This window comes from Pseudoalteromonas sp. SCSIO 43210 (assembly GCF_054133285.1).
This window is the reverse complement of record NZ_CP087225.1, coordinates 902643-918538: the sequence shown is the minus strand read 5'-3', so window position 1 is coordinate 918538 and position 15896 is coordinate 902643. Positions and strand designations below refer to the sequence as shown.

At 38.2% G+C, this 15896-nt stretch carries 14 protein-coding genes; 9 read left to right on the top strand and 5 right to left on the bottom strand.

The window, feature by feature from the left end; genetic code table 11:
• On the bottom strand, positions 1 to 1458 hold the full coding sequence (locus LOS73_RS04125) for a sensor histidine kinase (RefSeq protein WP_457934520.1): 1458 nt from the start codon (positions 1456 to 1458) through the stop codon (positions 1 to 3).
• A gap of 330 nt (positions 1459 to 1788) precedes the next feature.
• Here LOS73_RS04125 and LOS73_RS04120 point away from each other — a divergent pair, with 330 nt between their 5' ends.
• The 5 genes from LOS73_RS04120 (at position 1789) to LOS73_RS04100 (ending at position 4857) form a co-directional block, all read left to right on the top strand.
• Positions 1789 to 2022, top strand: coding sequence for an EF-hand domain-containing protein (locus tag LOS73_RS04120; protein WP_033031627.1), 234 nt, complete (start codon positions 1789 to 1791; stop codon positions 2020 to 2022).
• A gap of 24 nt (positions 2023 to 2046) precedes the next feature.
• Positions 2047 to 2274, top strand: coding sequence for a hypothetical protein (locus LOS73_RS04115; protein ID WP_008137524.1), 228 nt, complete (start codon positions 2047 to 2049; stop codon positions 2272 to 2274).
• A 290-nt stretch (positions 2275 to 2564) separates the two neighbouring features.
• Positions 2565 to 2801, top strand: a complete 237-nt coding sequence (locus LOS73_RS04110; RefSeq protein WP_033016114.1) for an EF-hand domain-containing protein — start codon at positions 2565 to 2567, stop codon at positions 2799 to 2801.
• A gap of 9 nt (positions 2802 to 2810) precedes the next feature.
• Complete coding sequence (locus LOS73_RS04105; RefSeq protein ID WP_007377023.1) at positions 2811 to 3047, top strand: EF-hand domain-containing protein; 237 nt, start codon at positions 2811 to 2813, stop codon at positions 3045 to 3047.
• 133 nt (positions 3048 to 3180) lie between these two features.
• Positions 3181 to 4857: an amidohydrolase gene (locus LOS73_RS04100; RefSeq protein ID WP_033038000.1), complete on the top strand. Its 1677-nt coding sequence runs from the start codon at positions 3181 to 3183 to the stop codon at positions 4855 to 4857.
• Between the two features lie 52 nt (positions 4858 to 4909).
• Here the strand turns inward: LOS73_RS04100 and LOS73_RS04095 are convergent, their stop codons facing one another.
• Positions 4910 to 5146 carry a YgjV family protein gene (locus tag LOS73_RS04095; RefSeq protein ID WP_007377025.1) on the bottom strand — a complete coding sequence of 79 codons (237 nt, stop codon included), beginning with the start codon at positions 5144 to 5146 and terminating at the stop codon, positions 4910 to 4912.
• 287 nt (positions 5147 to 5433) lie between these two features.
• Between LOS73_RS04095 and LOS73_RS04090 the strand changes: the two genes are divergently transcribed.
• On the top strand, positions 5434 to 6090 hold the full coding sequence (locus LOS73_RS04090; protein ID WP_002962665.1) for a Crp/Fnr family transcriptional regulator: 657 nt from the start codon (positions 5434 to 5436) through the stop codon (positions 6088 to 6090).
• 434 nt (positions 6091 to 6524) lie between these two features.
• On the opposite strand, the gene LOS73_RS04085 is transcribed toward LOS73_RS04090, so the two are convergent.
• Positions 6525 to 7364 carry an HDOD domain-containing protein gene (locus tag LOS73_RS04085; protein WP_007377026.1) on the bottom strand — a complete coding sequence of 280 codons (840 nt, stop codon included), beginning with the start codon at positions 7362 to 7364 and terminating at the stop codon, positions 6525 to 6527.
• Between the two features lie 300 nt (positions 7365 to 7664).
• Here LOS73_RS04085 and LOS73_RS04080 point away from each other — a divergent pair, with 300 nt between their 5' ends.
• Positions 7665 to 9365, top strand: a complete 1701-nt coding sequence (locus tag LOS73_RS04080) for a dipeptidyl-peptidase 3 family protein (RefSeq protein WP_457934519.1) — start codon at positions 7665 to 7667, stop codon at positions 9363 to 9365.
• Positions 9366 to 9406: 41 nt separating this feature from the next.
• Here LOS73_RS04080 and LOS73_RS04075 read toward each other — a convergent pair whose 3' ends face one another.
• Positions 9407 to 9811 (bottom strand): HIT domain-containing protein, encoded by a 405-nt coding sequence (locus tag LOS73_RS04075; RefSeq protein WP_007377028.1) that lies wholly within the window; start codon positions 9809 to 9811, stop codon positions 9407 to 9409.
• Positions 9812 to 9922: 111 nt separating this feature from the next.
• Between LOS73_RS04075 and LOS73_RS04070 the strand changes: the two genes are divergently transcribed.
• Both LOS73_RS04070 and LOS73_RS04065 read left to right on the top strand, forming a co-directional pair.
• Entirely contained in the window at positions 9923 to 12148 is a 2226-nt protein-coding gene (locus LOS73_RS04070) for a S9 family peptidase (protein ID WP_033023629.1), read from the top strand.
• A 145-nt stretch (positions 12149 to 12293) separates the two neighbouring features.
• Entirely contained in the window at positions 12294 to 13928 is a 1635-nt protein-coding gene (locus tag LOS73_RS04065; RefSeq protein ID WP_007377030.1) for a methyl-accepting chemotaxis protein, read from the top strand.
• 362 nt (positions 13929 to 14290) lie between these two features.
• On the opposite strand, the gene LOS73_RS04060 is transcribed toward LOS73_RS04065, so the two are convergent.
• The gene (locus tag LOS73_RS04060; protein ID WP_342865856.1) at positions 14291 to 15826 is read right to left on the bottom strand and encodes a M17 family metallopeptidase; all 1536 of its coding nucleotides are present in this window, start codon (positions 15824 to 15826) and stop codon (positions 14291 to 14293) included.
• Positions 15827 to 15896: the final 70 nt, after the last annotated feature.

Here is a 15896-nt window from a genome sequence, read left to right as displayed (position 1 = left end):
TTAATTAACTCCTAGACTTTTTGTTATGGGAATTTTAATTGAAAACCGGCAACCATGTGGCTCGTTATGCTCAACACTAAGTGTACCTCTTAGCTGTTCAACAGACTCTTTTACAATAGTTAAGCCCAGCCCACTGCCTTGCAGCGTAACATTTTTACTGTGTTTACCTTGATAAAATGCGCTGAAAATTTGAGTTTTTTCTTGCTCTTTAATACCGCACCCTTTATCAAGTACAACGATACAAAGCTGGTTTTGCTCAAGCGCTAAATTAATAGTAACGCTTTGCTTATTATCTGAAAATTTTAAGCCATTTGAAATAAGCTGAATTAAAATCATCTCAATAAGCTCACTAGGTAAAGCAAGCGGTTTGTTAGGTAAAGTGTTTTGCCACTGCAGAGCTTGCTCACGCGCACTTAAGCGATGCTCAAAATGGCTATTTATTTTATTAATAAGAAGACTAAATTCAACTTCGCTTAAGCTGTCTTTACTGGTGCGAATCGCATTATAACTCAGCAGGCTGTCAATCATTGTGCGAAGGCGCACCATAGATTGGCTAATAAGCTCAAGCACTGCTTTTTGCTCAGCGGTAATTGGGCCTACTATTTCATCAGTTAATAAGTCAGTGCCTTCAACCATTGAAGCAAGCGGCGTTTTTAGCTCATGGGTAACATGGCGTAAAAAAGTATCTTTTTGCTGCTCAAGCATATGAAGTTGCTCTTGCACCCATTGGAGCTTTTCTCCTAGCTCAACAAGCTCAGCTGAACCTTTCACAGATATTTTTTGCTGCCAATGCCCCTGCCCTAGCTTATCAATAACCGTAGTTAACCCTTTTAGTCGCCCACTTATACGCCATAAAAAACCACCACCAACAATTAAAGTAAGCGGAATAAGTGCCACCAGCCAGTTTATAAATGAAGTTTGTAAGCTTGTAAGCTCATTTTGGTTATTGGTAATTTGCGCTTCGTTTTTATCACGTAACCATAAAGTAAGCTCAGCAACTAAATCGCTCACTGGCACAAATAGCTCAGCTTGTTGTTGTTTTTGCTCAACGAGTTTTACATGCGCGGTTTGTAAGGTGGTATATAAGCGTTGCCATTGGTGAATATACTCTTTATTCGTGTTTACAAATTTGAGTTCATCAATGCTTTGTAGGGATGATTGCCATTTATCGACAATGAGCTTATCAAGCGATTCACTTTTTAATACCCAGTTTTGCCTAGTGGCGCGCTCAAGGCTGTTGAGCTCTTGTTTTAGAGTATTAAACGATTTGGTAACTTGATAGTTGTTACTCACGATACTTTGAGTAACTGCTAATTGCTTGTTAAGCGCATTTAAAAATACAATCACCACTATAGAAAGCGGGAGTAACGAAAGCAGCATACTCATTGCAAATTGCCCAATTAAATTAGGCCGCCAGTTAAGCATTGCTTGGTATTTTTTAGCTATGGTTGCTGGCATTTCGTTTAGTCCTTTTAAGTTAAGCGTTCTATTATTAAGTGCTTACCTTATACACTAGCTGAACCAGCAATTATATTTAATACGATTAACAGCCAGCGCTACAAAAACAATGTGTCGCCAAATAGAGACAACGTAATCCTTTGATTTTTAAACCCTACCTTTAATCTCACTAAATAGTGTTGCAAAAGGCGCACAAAAATTACAATAAACCCAGTAAAAACTTCTCACTGGCTTAAAGCAAAAATAATAACCAATTGAAAAATAACAATAATTATTATTGGCACCATTTTTGTAATAGGAGGAATAACTTTAATCAATAAGGAAATAATTATGAACAAACGCACTTTAGTAATTTCATCATTACTGGCTTTAGGCTTTTTAGGCGCTAATGCACACGCAATGGACGTTCACGCGACTTTTAACGAACTTGATAAAGACAGTAACGGCACATTAAGTGAAGCCGAAGCAGGTGAAGATGCTGTGTTACACGAGAATTTTTCTCAAATTGATACTAATCAAGATGGGCAATTGTCGCTAGATGAATTCAAAAAATTTATTCAATAAACTCATTTAATAAGGAACGTGATTATGAAACAACTTATAGCCGCTTTTTCATTAATGTTTTTAGCAATTAGTGCCACCGTAATTGCATCGCCAACAAATGTGCGTTTTGCCCACTTAGATAAAGATATGAATGGACAAATATCAATTATCGAAGCCAAGCAAGACAAAGAAGTAATGAAGCAATTTACCGATTTAGACGAAAACGATGATGAAGTAATTTCTAAGACAGAGTTTAAAAGCTTTAAGCCTTAACAAGTTAAGTTTTGCTTAAGCTTTTATCTAGTAGAGTGAACTAAAGCATTTGCCATAATCCCTGAGGGAGTGTGTAAAAGGATTTAATGTTGGGATTTAAATTATGGCAAGTGCTTTCCCCGCTTCTACTAAATTGTTTATAACCTAAATAACCTGAACTCTGGTTAATAAATCTATCTCAAGCAGCTATTCCCAGCGCTGACTGCGTTGAATTTACTTGTAATAGGCCTGATGTGTTAATTAACCTCTCAACCAGATTACAGGTTAAATAATCTCTTGGAAGAAATACCATGAGGATACTTTCCTTTGTTACAAGCATCTTAATACTATCAAGTTTTGACGCCCTAGCACTTGATGTTAAGCAACGCTTTTCCCATCTCGATACTAACAAAAATGGTTATTTAACCCATGATGAACTTGAACCTCAACCACAATTATTGAGCACATTTTTGATATGGGATAAAGATCAAGATAACCAAATTTCATTAATCGAATTTAAAAATTATCTAACCAATAACCTCTACTGAGTATTTCCTATGAAAAAAATACGCTATATGGCACTTTTTGCATTCAGCACTTTTTGCACTCTAAGTTTTGCCGCAAGCAATAATATTGTTGAACAATTTAATAAATTTGATAGAAACCAAGATGGCTTTTTAACACGTGGCGAAGCATCAATAGACCCTGCTCTTTGGTCTCGATTTTCAAGCTATGATCAAGATAAAGATGGTAAGCTAACATTAAATGAATACGGTTTATACGCGAGTAAATAATTGTTAACTCTTAAGCTAGGTAGGTATCACTAACTAGCTTTAGTTTACTTCGTCCCCCAACCATCTCATCATATTGGTATTATAAAAATGATTTTGTTAGTGTTGATTCACTAACAATAAAAAATAATGCCTTATGCTACTCAAAAAACTAATCAAACCACTCATACTAGCCAGCCTTTGCGCAAGTTCTAGCTACACTTTTGCACAAACAAAAGTAATTTATAACGCCAATGGTTACACCCCTTTATACAAAGGCGAAGTACAGCAGTTTTCTACCCTTGTCATTAAAGATGGAAAAGTAGTAAAAGTAGGTGGCGATACACTAAAAAATAGCTACCCAGACGCCAAGCTCATTGATGTAAAAGGTAGCACCTTATTACCAGGCTTAATTGATGCTCATGGCCATGTTATTGGCCTGGGAGATAACTTATCGCAGCTTGATGTACGTGGTGCAAAATCAGTTGATGAAGTCACAAATAAACTAAAAATATTTGCCAATAACAAACAAGGTTGGATTATAGGGCGAGGTTGGAACCAAGAGCTTTGGGCTGATACCCGCTTCCCAACAGCTAAAGATTTAGACAAAGTAGTTAATGATCGTCCAGTTGTGCTTTCACGTGTAGATAGCCACGCTATTTGGGCAAATTCAAAAGCGCTCGAACTTGCAGGTATTACCGCCCAAACAAAAGCACCTGAAGGCGGTGAAATAATTAAAGACGAATTTGGCAACCCTACCGGCATATTTGTAGATAAAGCAGAATCGCTAATTACCCAGCATATGCCAGAAGCTTCCAAGCAAGATATAAGCGATTCGCTTGATGCAGCAGGAAAGCATTTATTAAGTTTAGGTATTACCTCTACCCATGATGCTGGCATTGATAAAGCAACGTGGGAAGTTTACAAAGAACGCAGTGAACTAGGAAATTTACCTGTGCGTATTGTGGCCATGTTAAGTGGCGCTAGCCCCGACTTAAACACAATGCTTAAAGCAGGGCGATACCAAGACGCAAACAGTTTCATGTCAATCCGCAGTGTTAAAGTATACGCCGATGGTGCACTTGGATCTCGTGGCGCAGCTCTTATTGAAGATTATGCAGACCGTACAGGCCATCATGGATTAATGCTAGAGACACAAGAAAAACTCGAAGCACTCTTTACGCAAAGCTTTAAGCGCGGTTTTAGCGCTCACACCCATGCTATTGGCGATAAAGCAAATAAAGTGGTACTTGATGCTTATGAGAAGGTGTTTAAAAAAACGGGAGGGATATTACTTCGTAACCGTATAGAACATGCGCAAATTGTAACGCTTGAAGACATTCCTCGCTTTAAAAAGTTAAAGATAATCCCATCAATGCAACCAGTGCATGCTACATCAGATATGCATATGGCAGAGCAACGCTTAACTGAAAAACAACTAAGCGGTGCCTACGCTTGGCAATCTTTTTTACAGCAAGGCTCTATTATTGCGGCTGGGTCAGACTACCCTGTAGAACTCGCTAATCCATTCTATGGGTTATATTCAGCCATTACACGCATGGACCACAATCAATTACCTAAAAATGGTTGGCGTGCAAGTGAAGTATTAAGTAGAGAAGATGCATTACGTGCATTTACTTTAGGCGGTGCGTATGCCGCACATCAAGAGTTTAAAATTGGTAGCTTAGAACAAGGTAAATGGGCTGACTTTATTTTAATAGACAAAGATTACTTTAAAATACCTGTTGATGAGATTTATGAAACGAATGTGTTGCAAACATGGATAGCAGGAATAAAACGGTACGAAAAAGAAAAAAATATTATCGATAAATAAAACCTATAAAGGGTTAACGCAAGTTAACCCTTTATAGTTACAGCGTAGTATTTTAGCTTTTAGGCGCTTCAACTTTTGGCTGACGATATATTTTTATAATGTGATATAAATTTACGAGCGACAATAAGCCGTTGGTAAAAATCACAGGTACTGCACCAATGGCAACACCATATGCAGTAAATACAATACAACCAAACATGTTGTACCAGCGTAGTTTTACTACATCAGTCATTGTTAACGATGCAACCAATAAAGCTGACGCAATATAACCTAAATATTCCCAACTCAATTGTTCTCTCCCAGCCTTTAGGTTAGCATTACACTACTGCTAGCTTATGACATTTATAAGTATTGCAAAGTAACAACAAAATAAAAAAGCTAACTTGCTTAAAAAACCTGAAAAAGTTTGCCGGAAAATACCAGCAACTTCTTAAATCATTACACGGGAAATGAAGGTAAAATAATACTCTTAGCAAAGCTAATAGTATTAGTAGCAAGTTAGCGTAAATTCTTAGTGTCTTAATGCTATCGTCATTAAGATGTAATAAATAGGACAAATGTCCGAAGAGCACATTGATGTTTCAATACCATTTTTCTAGTTACCTTGTTGATCAGCTTTTAACCTTTGCCGGTAGTAGCTATCAACAATCAAAAAAAGAAGTTCTGATCCATCAAGATCAGCCTTTAAGCAAGCTTGTGCTTGTACGCAGTGGCACTGTGTCGTTTAGTTACGATGTAGGAAATGGACGACGCCTGCTGTTAGGACAATTGGATTGTAACAACACCCTTATTGGTGAAATAGAAGCGCTAAATAATAATCCGTGTATTTATACGGTCACGTGTTTTAGTGATGTAACCTATAACCTTATTGAATTAAGGCATTGGCGCGCGCTGCTGCTTGAAAAACCAGAACTGAGTTTATACACAGCGCAGACTATAGCGGCTAAATTTCAAGAAAATCAAAAAATCAATCTAGATAAGCTATTACTACCGCTAAGCTACAACATAGCTAAAGATTGTTTACTAAGAGCCGAAAACAACAACCCTACACTGCTTAGAGCTTACCCTACGGTAAATGCAGAAGCCGAACGTTTTGCAACAACTGAGAGAGCTTACAGGCGGGTTGTTACAGAACTTGTAGAAAAAGGCTTAGTGCTTAGAAGTAACGATGGTTTGCAAGCGGTTGATATACCCAAACTAAGTGAATACGTAGACAGCTTTGCTCAGCTTTAAGGTTTTTGATTAATTGGCTTGGCTAGTTAAATAATTAGTAAAACGTTATCCATAAAAAGGTTATTTAAGGCCTTACAACATTCAGTTAAAAATTTGATATGAGTTGCGATTATCAGATTTTTAATATGACAATGTTAGAATGTGCGTGCTTGTACAGCAAATAATCCCCAATTCGCTTAATTAAGAGACCTATTTTGAGATAAGAAAATACTGTCGATAACTGGCCTATTGCAAGTAAATTCAACGCAGTTAGCGCTAAAAATTGCTGCTCGGAATGGATTTATTATCCAGAGTTCAGGTTATTTAAATATTTCAAAAAATTGCTCCAATGTATACCTTAAACAGCATTGCAATTAAATCGTGTTTTAATAGTCAACATTAATACCAATCCGTATAAACCTTTAAATAATCTAAACGGACTGGTATTACTTACTTTAGCTAAACATGTCTTTCACATCGTCAAGCATATCGTTGTATTCATCACTCGAGAACAGATCCATGGAAGGGATAACCCCTTTTTCTATATACACTTGTAAAGCAGCTGACTTATCAGAAACCTGGAGTGTTCCCTCTAAAATAGCGCCAATACGAATGAAATCGACATAACTTATTTGTTCTAACTTATAACTCGGATCAGCCCAACTTAAAGCGACATTAGAAAATTCTTCAGGAAACTCCCAAGCACGCATGATAGAAGAACCAATTTTCCCACTAAGCTTTTGAATTGCATGAGCTAAAAAGCTCGGGTTAGCAAATACTTCAGGATGACGCTCAGCTTCAGTTAAAATAGGTAACACGCCAATGTTATAAACCAATGCAGCTAGAGTGATTGAATCGCGATTTAATGAAGTATGTTTATTATTTTTTAAGTAAAACTCCATAAGTGTTATTGAATGACTCGCAACCGTTAATGTTTTTTGCCAAGCTTTGCCCATGTAGCCTTTAATTATCTCGTTATTAGATACAAATAATTGCTCCATAGCCATTGCTGTTGCAATATTTTTAATTTGACGAAGTCCAATACGTGTCACTGCTTGTTGTAAATTGGATACTTTTACAGAGCGCCCCATAATCGCACTATTAGCTACTTTTATCATACGAGCGGAAAGCGCGGGATCTTGTGATATCACATCTGCCATTTGCATCAAATTGACATCAGAGTTATCAGCAGCTTGGCGAACCTTTACAGCAACTTCAGGTAATGTAGGTAAAACGAGTGTATCGTTATTTATTCTATCGACTAAAATTGTTAATAATGCATTTTCTGTAGACATAGATCTGTCATCCTTTTGTTCTTCGATTGCAATGCAACTGCAAACTTCGACAATTAATTTTTGTAATTTTCATAGTACAATTAGTATTGTCTAACTTACCGTTAAAGTTAAGAAAATTATAGAAGTTTATTCCTTATTCTATGTCTTTTATCGCAAGGGCTTGTCTTACAACGCCTAACACTTGCTATTTACCATTTAGTTTTGCTTTAATGCAGTCACTATAAGCAAACGTTTATATGTATTTAGCTACTTAGCTGGTGCATAAAAATTATTAAACTTACTTTTCAAACAGGCAACATAATGATCTTAAATAAAATTAGCCAAGCAATTATGCTCTCTGGTGTCGTTTTTCTTAGTGCATGTTCTGAACAAGCGCCGTCTTCTACCGACAACACAGCCGTAGAGCTTGCTCAAAAAAGCAGTGCACAATCAGGCCCTAAGCTTATTAATGCAGATAAACAACGTTTAGATATTTACACCGACTTTAGTCTGCAAAGTGATTTATCACACCTGAGCGACAACCAACGAGCGATGGTTGCAAAGCTTATTGACGCTTCAAAAGTAATGGATGAGTTATTTTGGAAACAAGCATTTGGTGATAATAAAGATGCTTTTTTAGCAAAGCTAAGTGACGAAAAAGTACGTCAATTTGCCGATATAAACTATGGCCCATGGGATCGTTTAAATGGCGATAAAGCATTTTTATCCAGCTATAAAGAAAAGCCACTTGGTGCACAGTTTTACCCTGCTGACATAACCAAAGAAGAATTAAATAATGCAGACGTAAAAGACAAAACAGGGCTTTATTCTGTAATTAAGCGTGACGAGCAAGGTAAGCTTTATAGCGTACCCTACTCAAAAGAATACGCTGCAGAACTTGCAAAAGCAGCTGATCTTTTGCGCGAAGCCAGTAAGCTCGCCGATGACAAAGAATTTGCTAGTTATTTAAATCTTCGAGCTGATGCTCTGCAAAAAGATGACTTCCAAGTCTCTGACTTTGCATGGATGGACATGAAAAATAACCCTATTGATGTGGTTATTGGTCCTATAGAAACTTATGAAGATCAGTTATTTGGTTACCGCGCTGCTTATGAATCTTATGTATTAATTAAAGATTTAAAATGGAGTGAACGCCTAGCTAAATTTGCAGCATTTTTACCTGAGCTTCAAAAAGACTTACCCGTTGATGCTAAGTACAAACAAGAAGTACCAGGCTCTGACGCCGACCTAAATGCATATGATGTTGTTTACTACGCTGGGCATTCAAACGCGGGTAGTAAAACAATCGCAATTAACTTACCAAACGATGAGCAAGTACAGCTAGAAAAAGGAACTCGTCGTCTACAACTTAAAAATGCGATGTGTGCTAAATTTGATAAAATTTTAGTGCCAATTTCAGAGCAGCTAATTGTACCAGAGCAGCGTAAACACATTACTTTTGATGCATTTTTTGCCAATACGATGTTCCATGAAGTGGCTCACGGTTTAGGTATTAAAAATACAATCACAGGTAAAGGCACTGTTCGTCAATCACTACAAGAACACGCAAGTGCACTTGAAGAAGGTAAAGCCGATATTTTAGGTCTATACATGATTGAACAGTTACTTAAAAAAGGCGAAATTACTGAAGGCACTATTGAAGATTATTACACGACCTTCATGGCAGGTATATTCCGCTCAGTTCGTTTTGGAGCATCAAGCGCGCATGGTAAAGCAAATATGATCCGCTTTAACTTTTTTGCTCAAGAAGGTGCTTTTTCTAAAAATGAAGCAGGCTTATACCGCGTTAATATGGAAAAAATGAGCATTGCAATGGCCAAGCTTTCTCGCTTAATTTTAACCTTACAAGGTGATGGCGATTATGAAAAAGTAGATCAACTAATTGCAACGCATGGCGACATTAAAGAAGAACTTGCTAAAGACTTAGAAAAACTAAGTAAAGCTAATATCCCTGTAGATGTAACATTTAAGCAAGGTAGGGAAGTACTAGGGCTTAAATAAGTTTAGTTAAACTTAGTTAAACCCTAAAAAAGCGTTGCAGCTTAAAACTGCAGCGCTTTTTTTAGCTCTGTGATTTGTAGATCTGTATAAGGCACTGCTGGGTGCTTACCCCAAATTGGCGCAGGCCATGCAGCATCACTCGTAAAACGCGCAATATGATGAATATGTAATTGCGGCACCATATTACCTAAAGCCGCTATGTTTAATTTATCAGGTTTAAATACATCCATTAATAATTTACTTAGCTTGGCTGACTCTTTTAAATAAACAATTTGATCATCCTCAGATAAATCAATTATCTCTTTTAAGTTAGCCTGCCTAGGCACTAATACAAACCACGGATACAAGCTGTCGTTCAATAAAAGTACTTTACACAACGGCCAATCGGCAAGTTCTATACAGTCGCGTTTAAGCTCTGGCGCTAATTTAAATTCAGGGTTAGTCATTGTTATGTCCTACTTTGTCTTTAATAATTGCCACTTTATAGCATTTAGTTGCAGTTGCACACGCTTGGCTTTACCATTCAAAGCAATATTTATAAAAGCGAAGGCAACCTTGTGCTAAAAAAAATAAAACATCTTTCACTGGCCCTGCCATTAATGGTTGGCACCCTTGCTGTTCAAGCAAAACCTTTATCGCTGGAGCGTATTTTTGACGATCCAAGCCTTTCAGGTAAATCACCTGTGCAACTTAAATTTTCGCCTGACGGCAGCCGTGTGACTTATTTGCAAGGTAAAAGCGATGACTACAATCGCTACGACTTATGGGAATACAACCTAAAAGATAACACCAATCGTGTGCTAGTTGATTCAGCAAAGTTATTTTCAGGCCCAGAAAACCTATCAGATGAAGAAAAAGCACGCCGCGAACGCCAACGTATCTTTGGTAAAGGCATACTTGAATACAAATGGTCTAAAGATGGCAAAGCACTTTTATTCCCACTCAATGGCGACCTTTATTATTACGATTTAGCCTCTGCTAAAAGTAAAAAACTAACCGACACTGAAACATTTGAAACCGATGCACGCTTTTCACCTAAAGGTAACTACGTATCGTTTATTCGAGAGCAAAACCTATTCGCTTTAGAGCTTGAGTCTGGTAAAGAAATTCAGCTTAGTAAAGATGGCGGCGGCGTAATTAAAAACGGCATGGCCGAATTTGTAGCTCAAGAAGAAATGAGCCGCATGACAGGTTACTGGTGGTCAGGTGATGAAACTAAAATTGCCTATACCCGCGTTGACGAAACCCCAGTAAAAGAAGCTATCCGTAACGAAATTTACGCTGACGAAGTTAAATTATTTAACCAGCGCTACCCGTTTACAGGTACCGATAACGTTAAAATTCAACTTGGTGTGGTTAAGCTAAACGACCAAAAAGTAGATTGGATTGATTTAGGTAAAGATGAAGACATTTACATTGCGCGCGCTAAATGGCTAAAAGACGGCAATACACTGTCGTACCAATGGCAAAATCGCTCGCAACATAAATTAGAACTGCGTTTTTATAACAGCGAAACTAAAGCCCAAAAAGTAGCACTGACCGAAAATAGCGAAACGTGGATTAACCTACATTTTGATCTTGAGTTTTTAAAAGACAAAAAACATTTTGTATGGGCATCTGAGCGAGACGGCTTTAAACATTTATATCTGTATCGCACAAACGGTCAACTTGTACGTCAAATCACCTCTGGTGATTGGGCTGTTGATAGCTTAAAAGGTATTGATGAGAAAAAAGGCATTGTTTACTTTGCCGGTCGAAAAGATACACCGCTTGAAAGCCATTTATACAGCGCGCCTTTATTTAAAAAAGGCGATGCCAAACGTATCACCGAAAAAGGTCAGTACCACAATGTTGTGCTAGCAAAAGACAATAAAACCTTTATCGATAATAGCTCGTCTGATAATAAACCAAACTCAGCAGCACTTCGTAAAGTAAACGGCGAATTCATTACCTGGCTTGAAGAAAATAAGCTAGATAGTAGCCACCCCCTTACTCCTTATTTAAGCGACTTAACAAAACCAGAATACGGCACAATTAAAGCCGATGATGGCCAAGTTATGCATTACCGTTTATTTAAGCCTAGCACCATTGCTGATGGCAAAAAGCATCCTGTTATTGTTAACGTATACGGCGGCCCGCATGCTCAGCGAGTAACGAATAGCTGGCGCAGTAAAAACTTGTACTTTCAGTACATGGCGCAACAAGGTTATGTCATTTTTCAACTGGATAACCGTGGTTCGTACAACCGTGGTAAAAAGTTTGAAGATGCTATTTATAAAAAATTAGGTGTGGTTGAGGTTGCCGATCAAATTAAAGGCGTAGAGTTTTTACGTACCCTTGATTACGTAGACCCACAACGCATTGGTGTTTATGGCCATAGCTACGGCGGCTACATGGCACTTATGACTATGTTTAAAGCGGGCGATTACTTTCAAGCCGGCGTATCAGGTGCACCAGTAACCGATTGGGCTCTATACGATACACATTACACAGAGCGTTATTTAGGTCACCCCGATACAAATGCTAAAGGCTACGAAGACAGCGCAGTATTTCCATATGCAGATGGCTTAAAAGGCCCATTAATGATTTATCATGGTATGGCTGACGACAACGTATTGTTTACGCATTCCACTAAATTATTTAAACAGCTTCAAGATAACGAAAAACAGTTTGAAATGATGACCTACCCTGGCTCTAAACACAGCCTACGTGGGAAACAAGTGCAAACACACCTACATCAAACCATAACAAACTTCTTTAATCGTCATTTTGATGTTAAATAGATGAGTTAATATTAAAGGTAGACTAAAGGCTGATTGAAAAATCAGCCTTTTTTTGTTTTATTAGCAGCTAAGCCTAGATTAAATACACTTTTTAGCTACGCTTATTCTATGCACTTAATAGTGCAAACTCATAAAGGATAAATGTATGCTTAATCTTCGTCGTTTTAGTATTTTCCAACGTTTTGCCATTTTAGTAGGTATTGTTATTTTTGGCTTAATTGTATTGAGTATTTCGAGCTTAACTCACCAATACAATGCCCTTAAGAACGAACAATACCTTAAAACACAAAATGTAGTAGAAACCGCGTATAGCATAATCGATCACTTTTATGAGCTGGAACAAAATAAAGCGCTTACCCAAACACAAGCTCAATCCCAAGCGATACAAACTATTCGTGCACTTAGATACGATGAAACTAATTACTTTTGGATTAATAACTACCAACCAGAAATGGTAATGCACCCCATAAAACCGGCACTTGAAGGTAAAAGCCTAAGCAATAATAAAGATCCCGACGGGAAAGCATTATTTGTTGATATGGTAAATATAGTGAAAAAGAATGGCGAAGGTTTCATACCTTATAAGTGGCCAAAACCTGGTAAAGATAAACCTGTTGAAAAAATTGCATTTGTTAAAGGATTTAATCAATGGCAATGGATTATTGGCTCTGGTGTTTACCTTGATTCAATTGATACCGCATTTTCAGAACAACGAAACCTAATTATTCTCAATGCTGTTGTAATGATATTAGCCATTATTTTACTTAGCTATTTTATTGGCAAAAGTATTCTTATCCCAACACGTCTTGCAGCCGATATGATGAAAGATATTTCTCAAGGCGAAGGCGATTTAACGCGCACTTTAAATGAAGAAGGCAACGATGAGATTTCTGAGCTTTCTAAATCATTTAATTCCTTTATATCAAAAATGCGTGAATCACTAACTAATGTTTCACAAAGTGTACGAGACGTTAATGAGCACGTTCATACTGTTGACGAATCAAGTAAAACAAGTCAATCGTTCATAGAATTACAAAACGACAGCTCTACTCAAGTTGCCGCCGCAATGGAGCAAATGACTCACCAAATACATGATGTAAGCCGTAATGCGGAAGCCGCAGAACAGGCTGCTAATGATGCAGCTAAAAATGCATCTACTGGTAAAAATGTTGTAGCTAAAACAATCACTGCCATAGAAACCCTTTCTAGCAATATAGAAACAGTGAGCCGTGTAACGGAAGATCTAGCTAACGAAAGCCATAATATAGGTTCTGTACTCGATGTTATTAGAAGTATTTCGGAGCAGACCAACTTACTTGCACTTAACGCTGCAATTGAGGCAGCTCGAGCAGGTGAGCACGGCCGAGGCTTTGCCGTTGTTGCCGACGAAGTGCGCACACTAGCGAGTCGTACGGGGAAAAGTACTGATGAAATTCAATCAATGATCACCAAGCTGCAAGAAGGTACTAAAGCAGCTGTTGAAGCCGTAAAAGCGAGCCAAACACTTTCCGTATCAACGGTTGATCAAGCATCATCTGCCAACACGTCACTTAACGAAATTGAAAGACTTGTATCAGTAATAACTGAAATGAACAGTCAAATAGCACGTGCTACTGAACAGCAAACATCTGCAGCCGATGAAGTTAATTTACGTATTAATGACCTATCACATTCAACTGAACAGTCGTTAAGCAATACAAAACAACTTACCGATGCTAGTGATAAACTAAAACAAAGCAGCTCGGAGTTATCCAATGTTGTTAATCGCTTTAAGCTATAGTTTAAATATTGAACTCAGAATAAAAATCAGCCTCGAGTCACATTTTAAATAGTGTAAATTAAAAGCCCCAAATTATGGTTCATAATTTGGGGCTTTTATTTATATATTGAGGCCTGCTTATCTTTCCAGATTAAATTTTCAGCTGTATGTTTGGTAATTAAGTAAAGCAGTGCCTATTTATGGTATCTGGTTATTCTTCATAAATGACAAACATACTCTACCCTTTGGGGTCATCCTACGTTACATATATAAGTAACGCAGGAGCAACTACCTAGCCCACTAGGTTAAAAATTTCGAGTCGTGATCAAACCGCCATTGGGTATAACAAATTTTAATCCACAAAGGTCAACAGGCCTTAAATTTTATAAACAGTAACGAGCAAACAAGCTAGTTACTGATGCCGCAGTTGGCTTACCATGCTGCCAATCACCGCCTTCAACACCGCTACCTGCTATATCCATATGAACATAAGGTAGAGGCTGTGCAGAGTCGTTACCGTGCTTATCTAGCCCACCTACGATAGCCATAAATGCCATTGGGAACTGATGCCCACGCGCAGTAACTGCAGATGCTGCGTTATTGCTAGATAAAACATCGTCAGCTAGCGTACGTGGTTTAATAAAGTCGTAGTCTTCACGGCGTGAACGCGATACTTCAGCGCCATCGGCCCACAAATCTCCAAGGTCAGCTATTTGACGTGAAACACCAGCGCTACGAGCAGGACCATTTTCAACATACGCACCGTATGGACCCATTGCGCGAGCTGCATGACCCGTTAATGTAGCTACAGTAAATAACGTTGGATTAACCTCAGTTTTAGCTAAATCTTTCATTTCGCTAAGCAGGTCGCCCATTGCTAAACGCCCTTCTGCATCGGTGTTACCGATGCGTACACGGATACCTTCACGACTAGTAATTATTTCATCTGGTACAAAACAATCTGAGCCAATAGAGTTGCGAACAACGGCTAAGTACGATACTACTTTAACGCCTTTAGGTTGATAATCAGCAACTGCTTTCATAAAGCCAGCAACAGATGCTGCGCCGCCTTTATCACGACTCATGCCAGCCATATATCCGCCTACTTTTAAATCGGCTCCACCTGTATCGTATACCAGGCCTTTACCAACAAACATTAGGGTACGAGTAATTTCACCCTCTGGTACATATTCAAGCTTAACAACACGTGGGTGGTGGCGCTCAACTGCATACGATGCGCGAGCAACAGTGCTTAACATTGGGTAATTTTTATCAATAGCTGCAATATCATCGATTACATCAACCGCAATGTTTGAGCCTTTAAATAAATCAACACAGTAATCTGCAAAGCGCGGTGGAGCCATACGTTCAGGTTCAGTACCGCATAAATCACGCGCAGCATATTGACCAGCAGCAATTGCATTAACGGCTTTAATTGTTTGCTCGCTAGCACCAACTAAACCAATACTTGTTATCGGTTCAATACCTTCACCATGAAACTCACGCGCTTCTAATGGCTGCCATAATGCTTGGCAAGCACCTAAATAAGCAACTTCTAAAGCATGCTGATAACGGCTATCGCCATTTAAATTTGGTAAAAATAATGCAGGGTTGATACTACCCGATGCTTTCGCTTCGTTGATTGCAAGTTTAGCTGCATCAAAATAACGGCGCACATCGTCATAATCTCTGTTTAGTGGACCGGTTGGCGCAAGTACTACACGCTTATTTTCAATCACTAATAAAATAACTTGCTTACCAATGCGAGAATCTACTTTTGATTGTGCTAAAACAGCATCACGTAGCGAGTTATTTGGTAATTGAGAAAAGTCATCACTAATAATGATTAATGCATCATGTGATGCGAATTCAAGGCTAGCACTTACTGGCTGAGCCAACACGGCTTTTGGATATGCCATAAATAAAGGTCCTGTTAAAAAACATAAGCCCCTATTATCGTCGATTTGAATATTGAAGACCAGCAAGCTG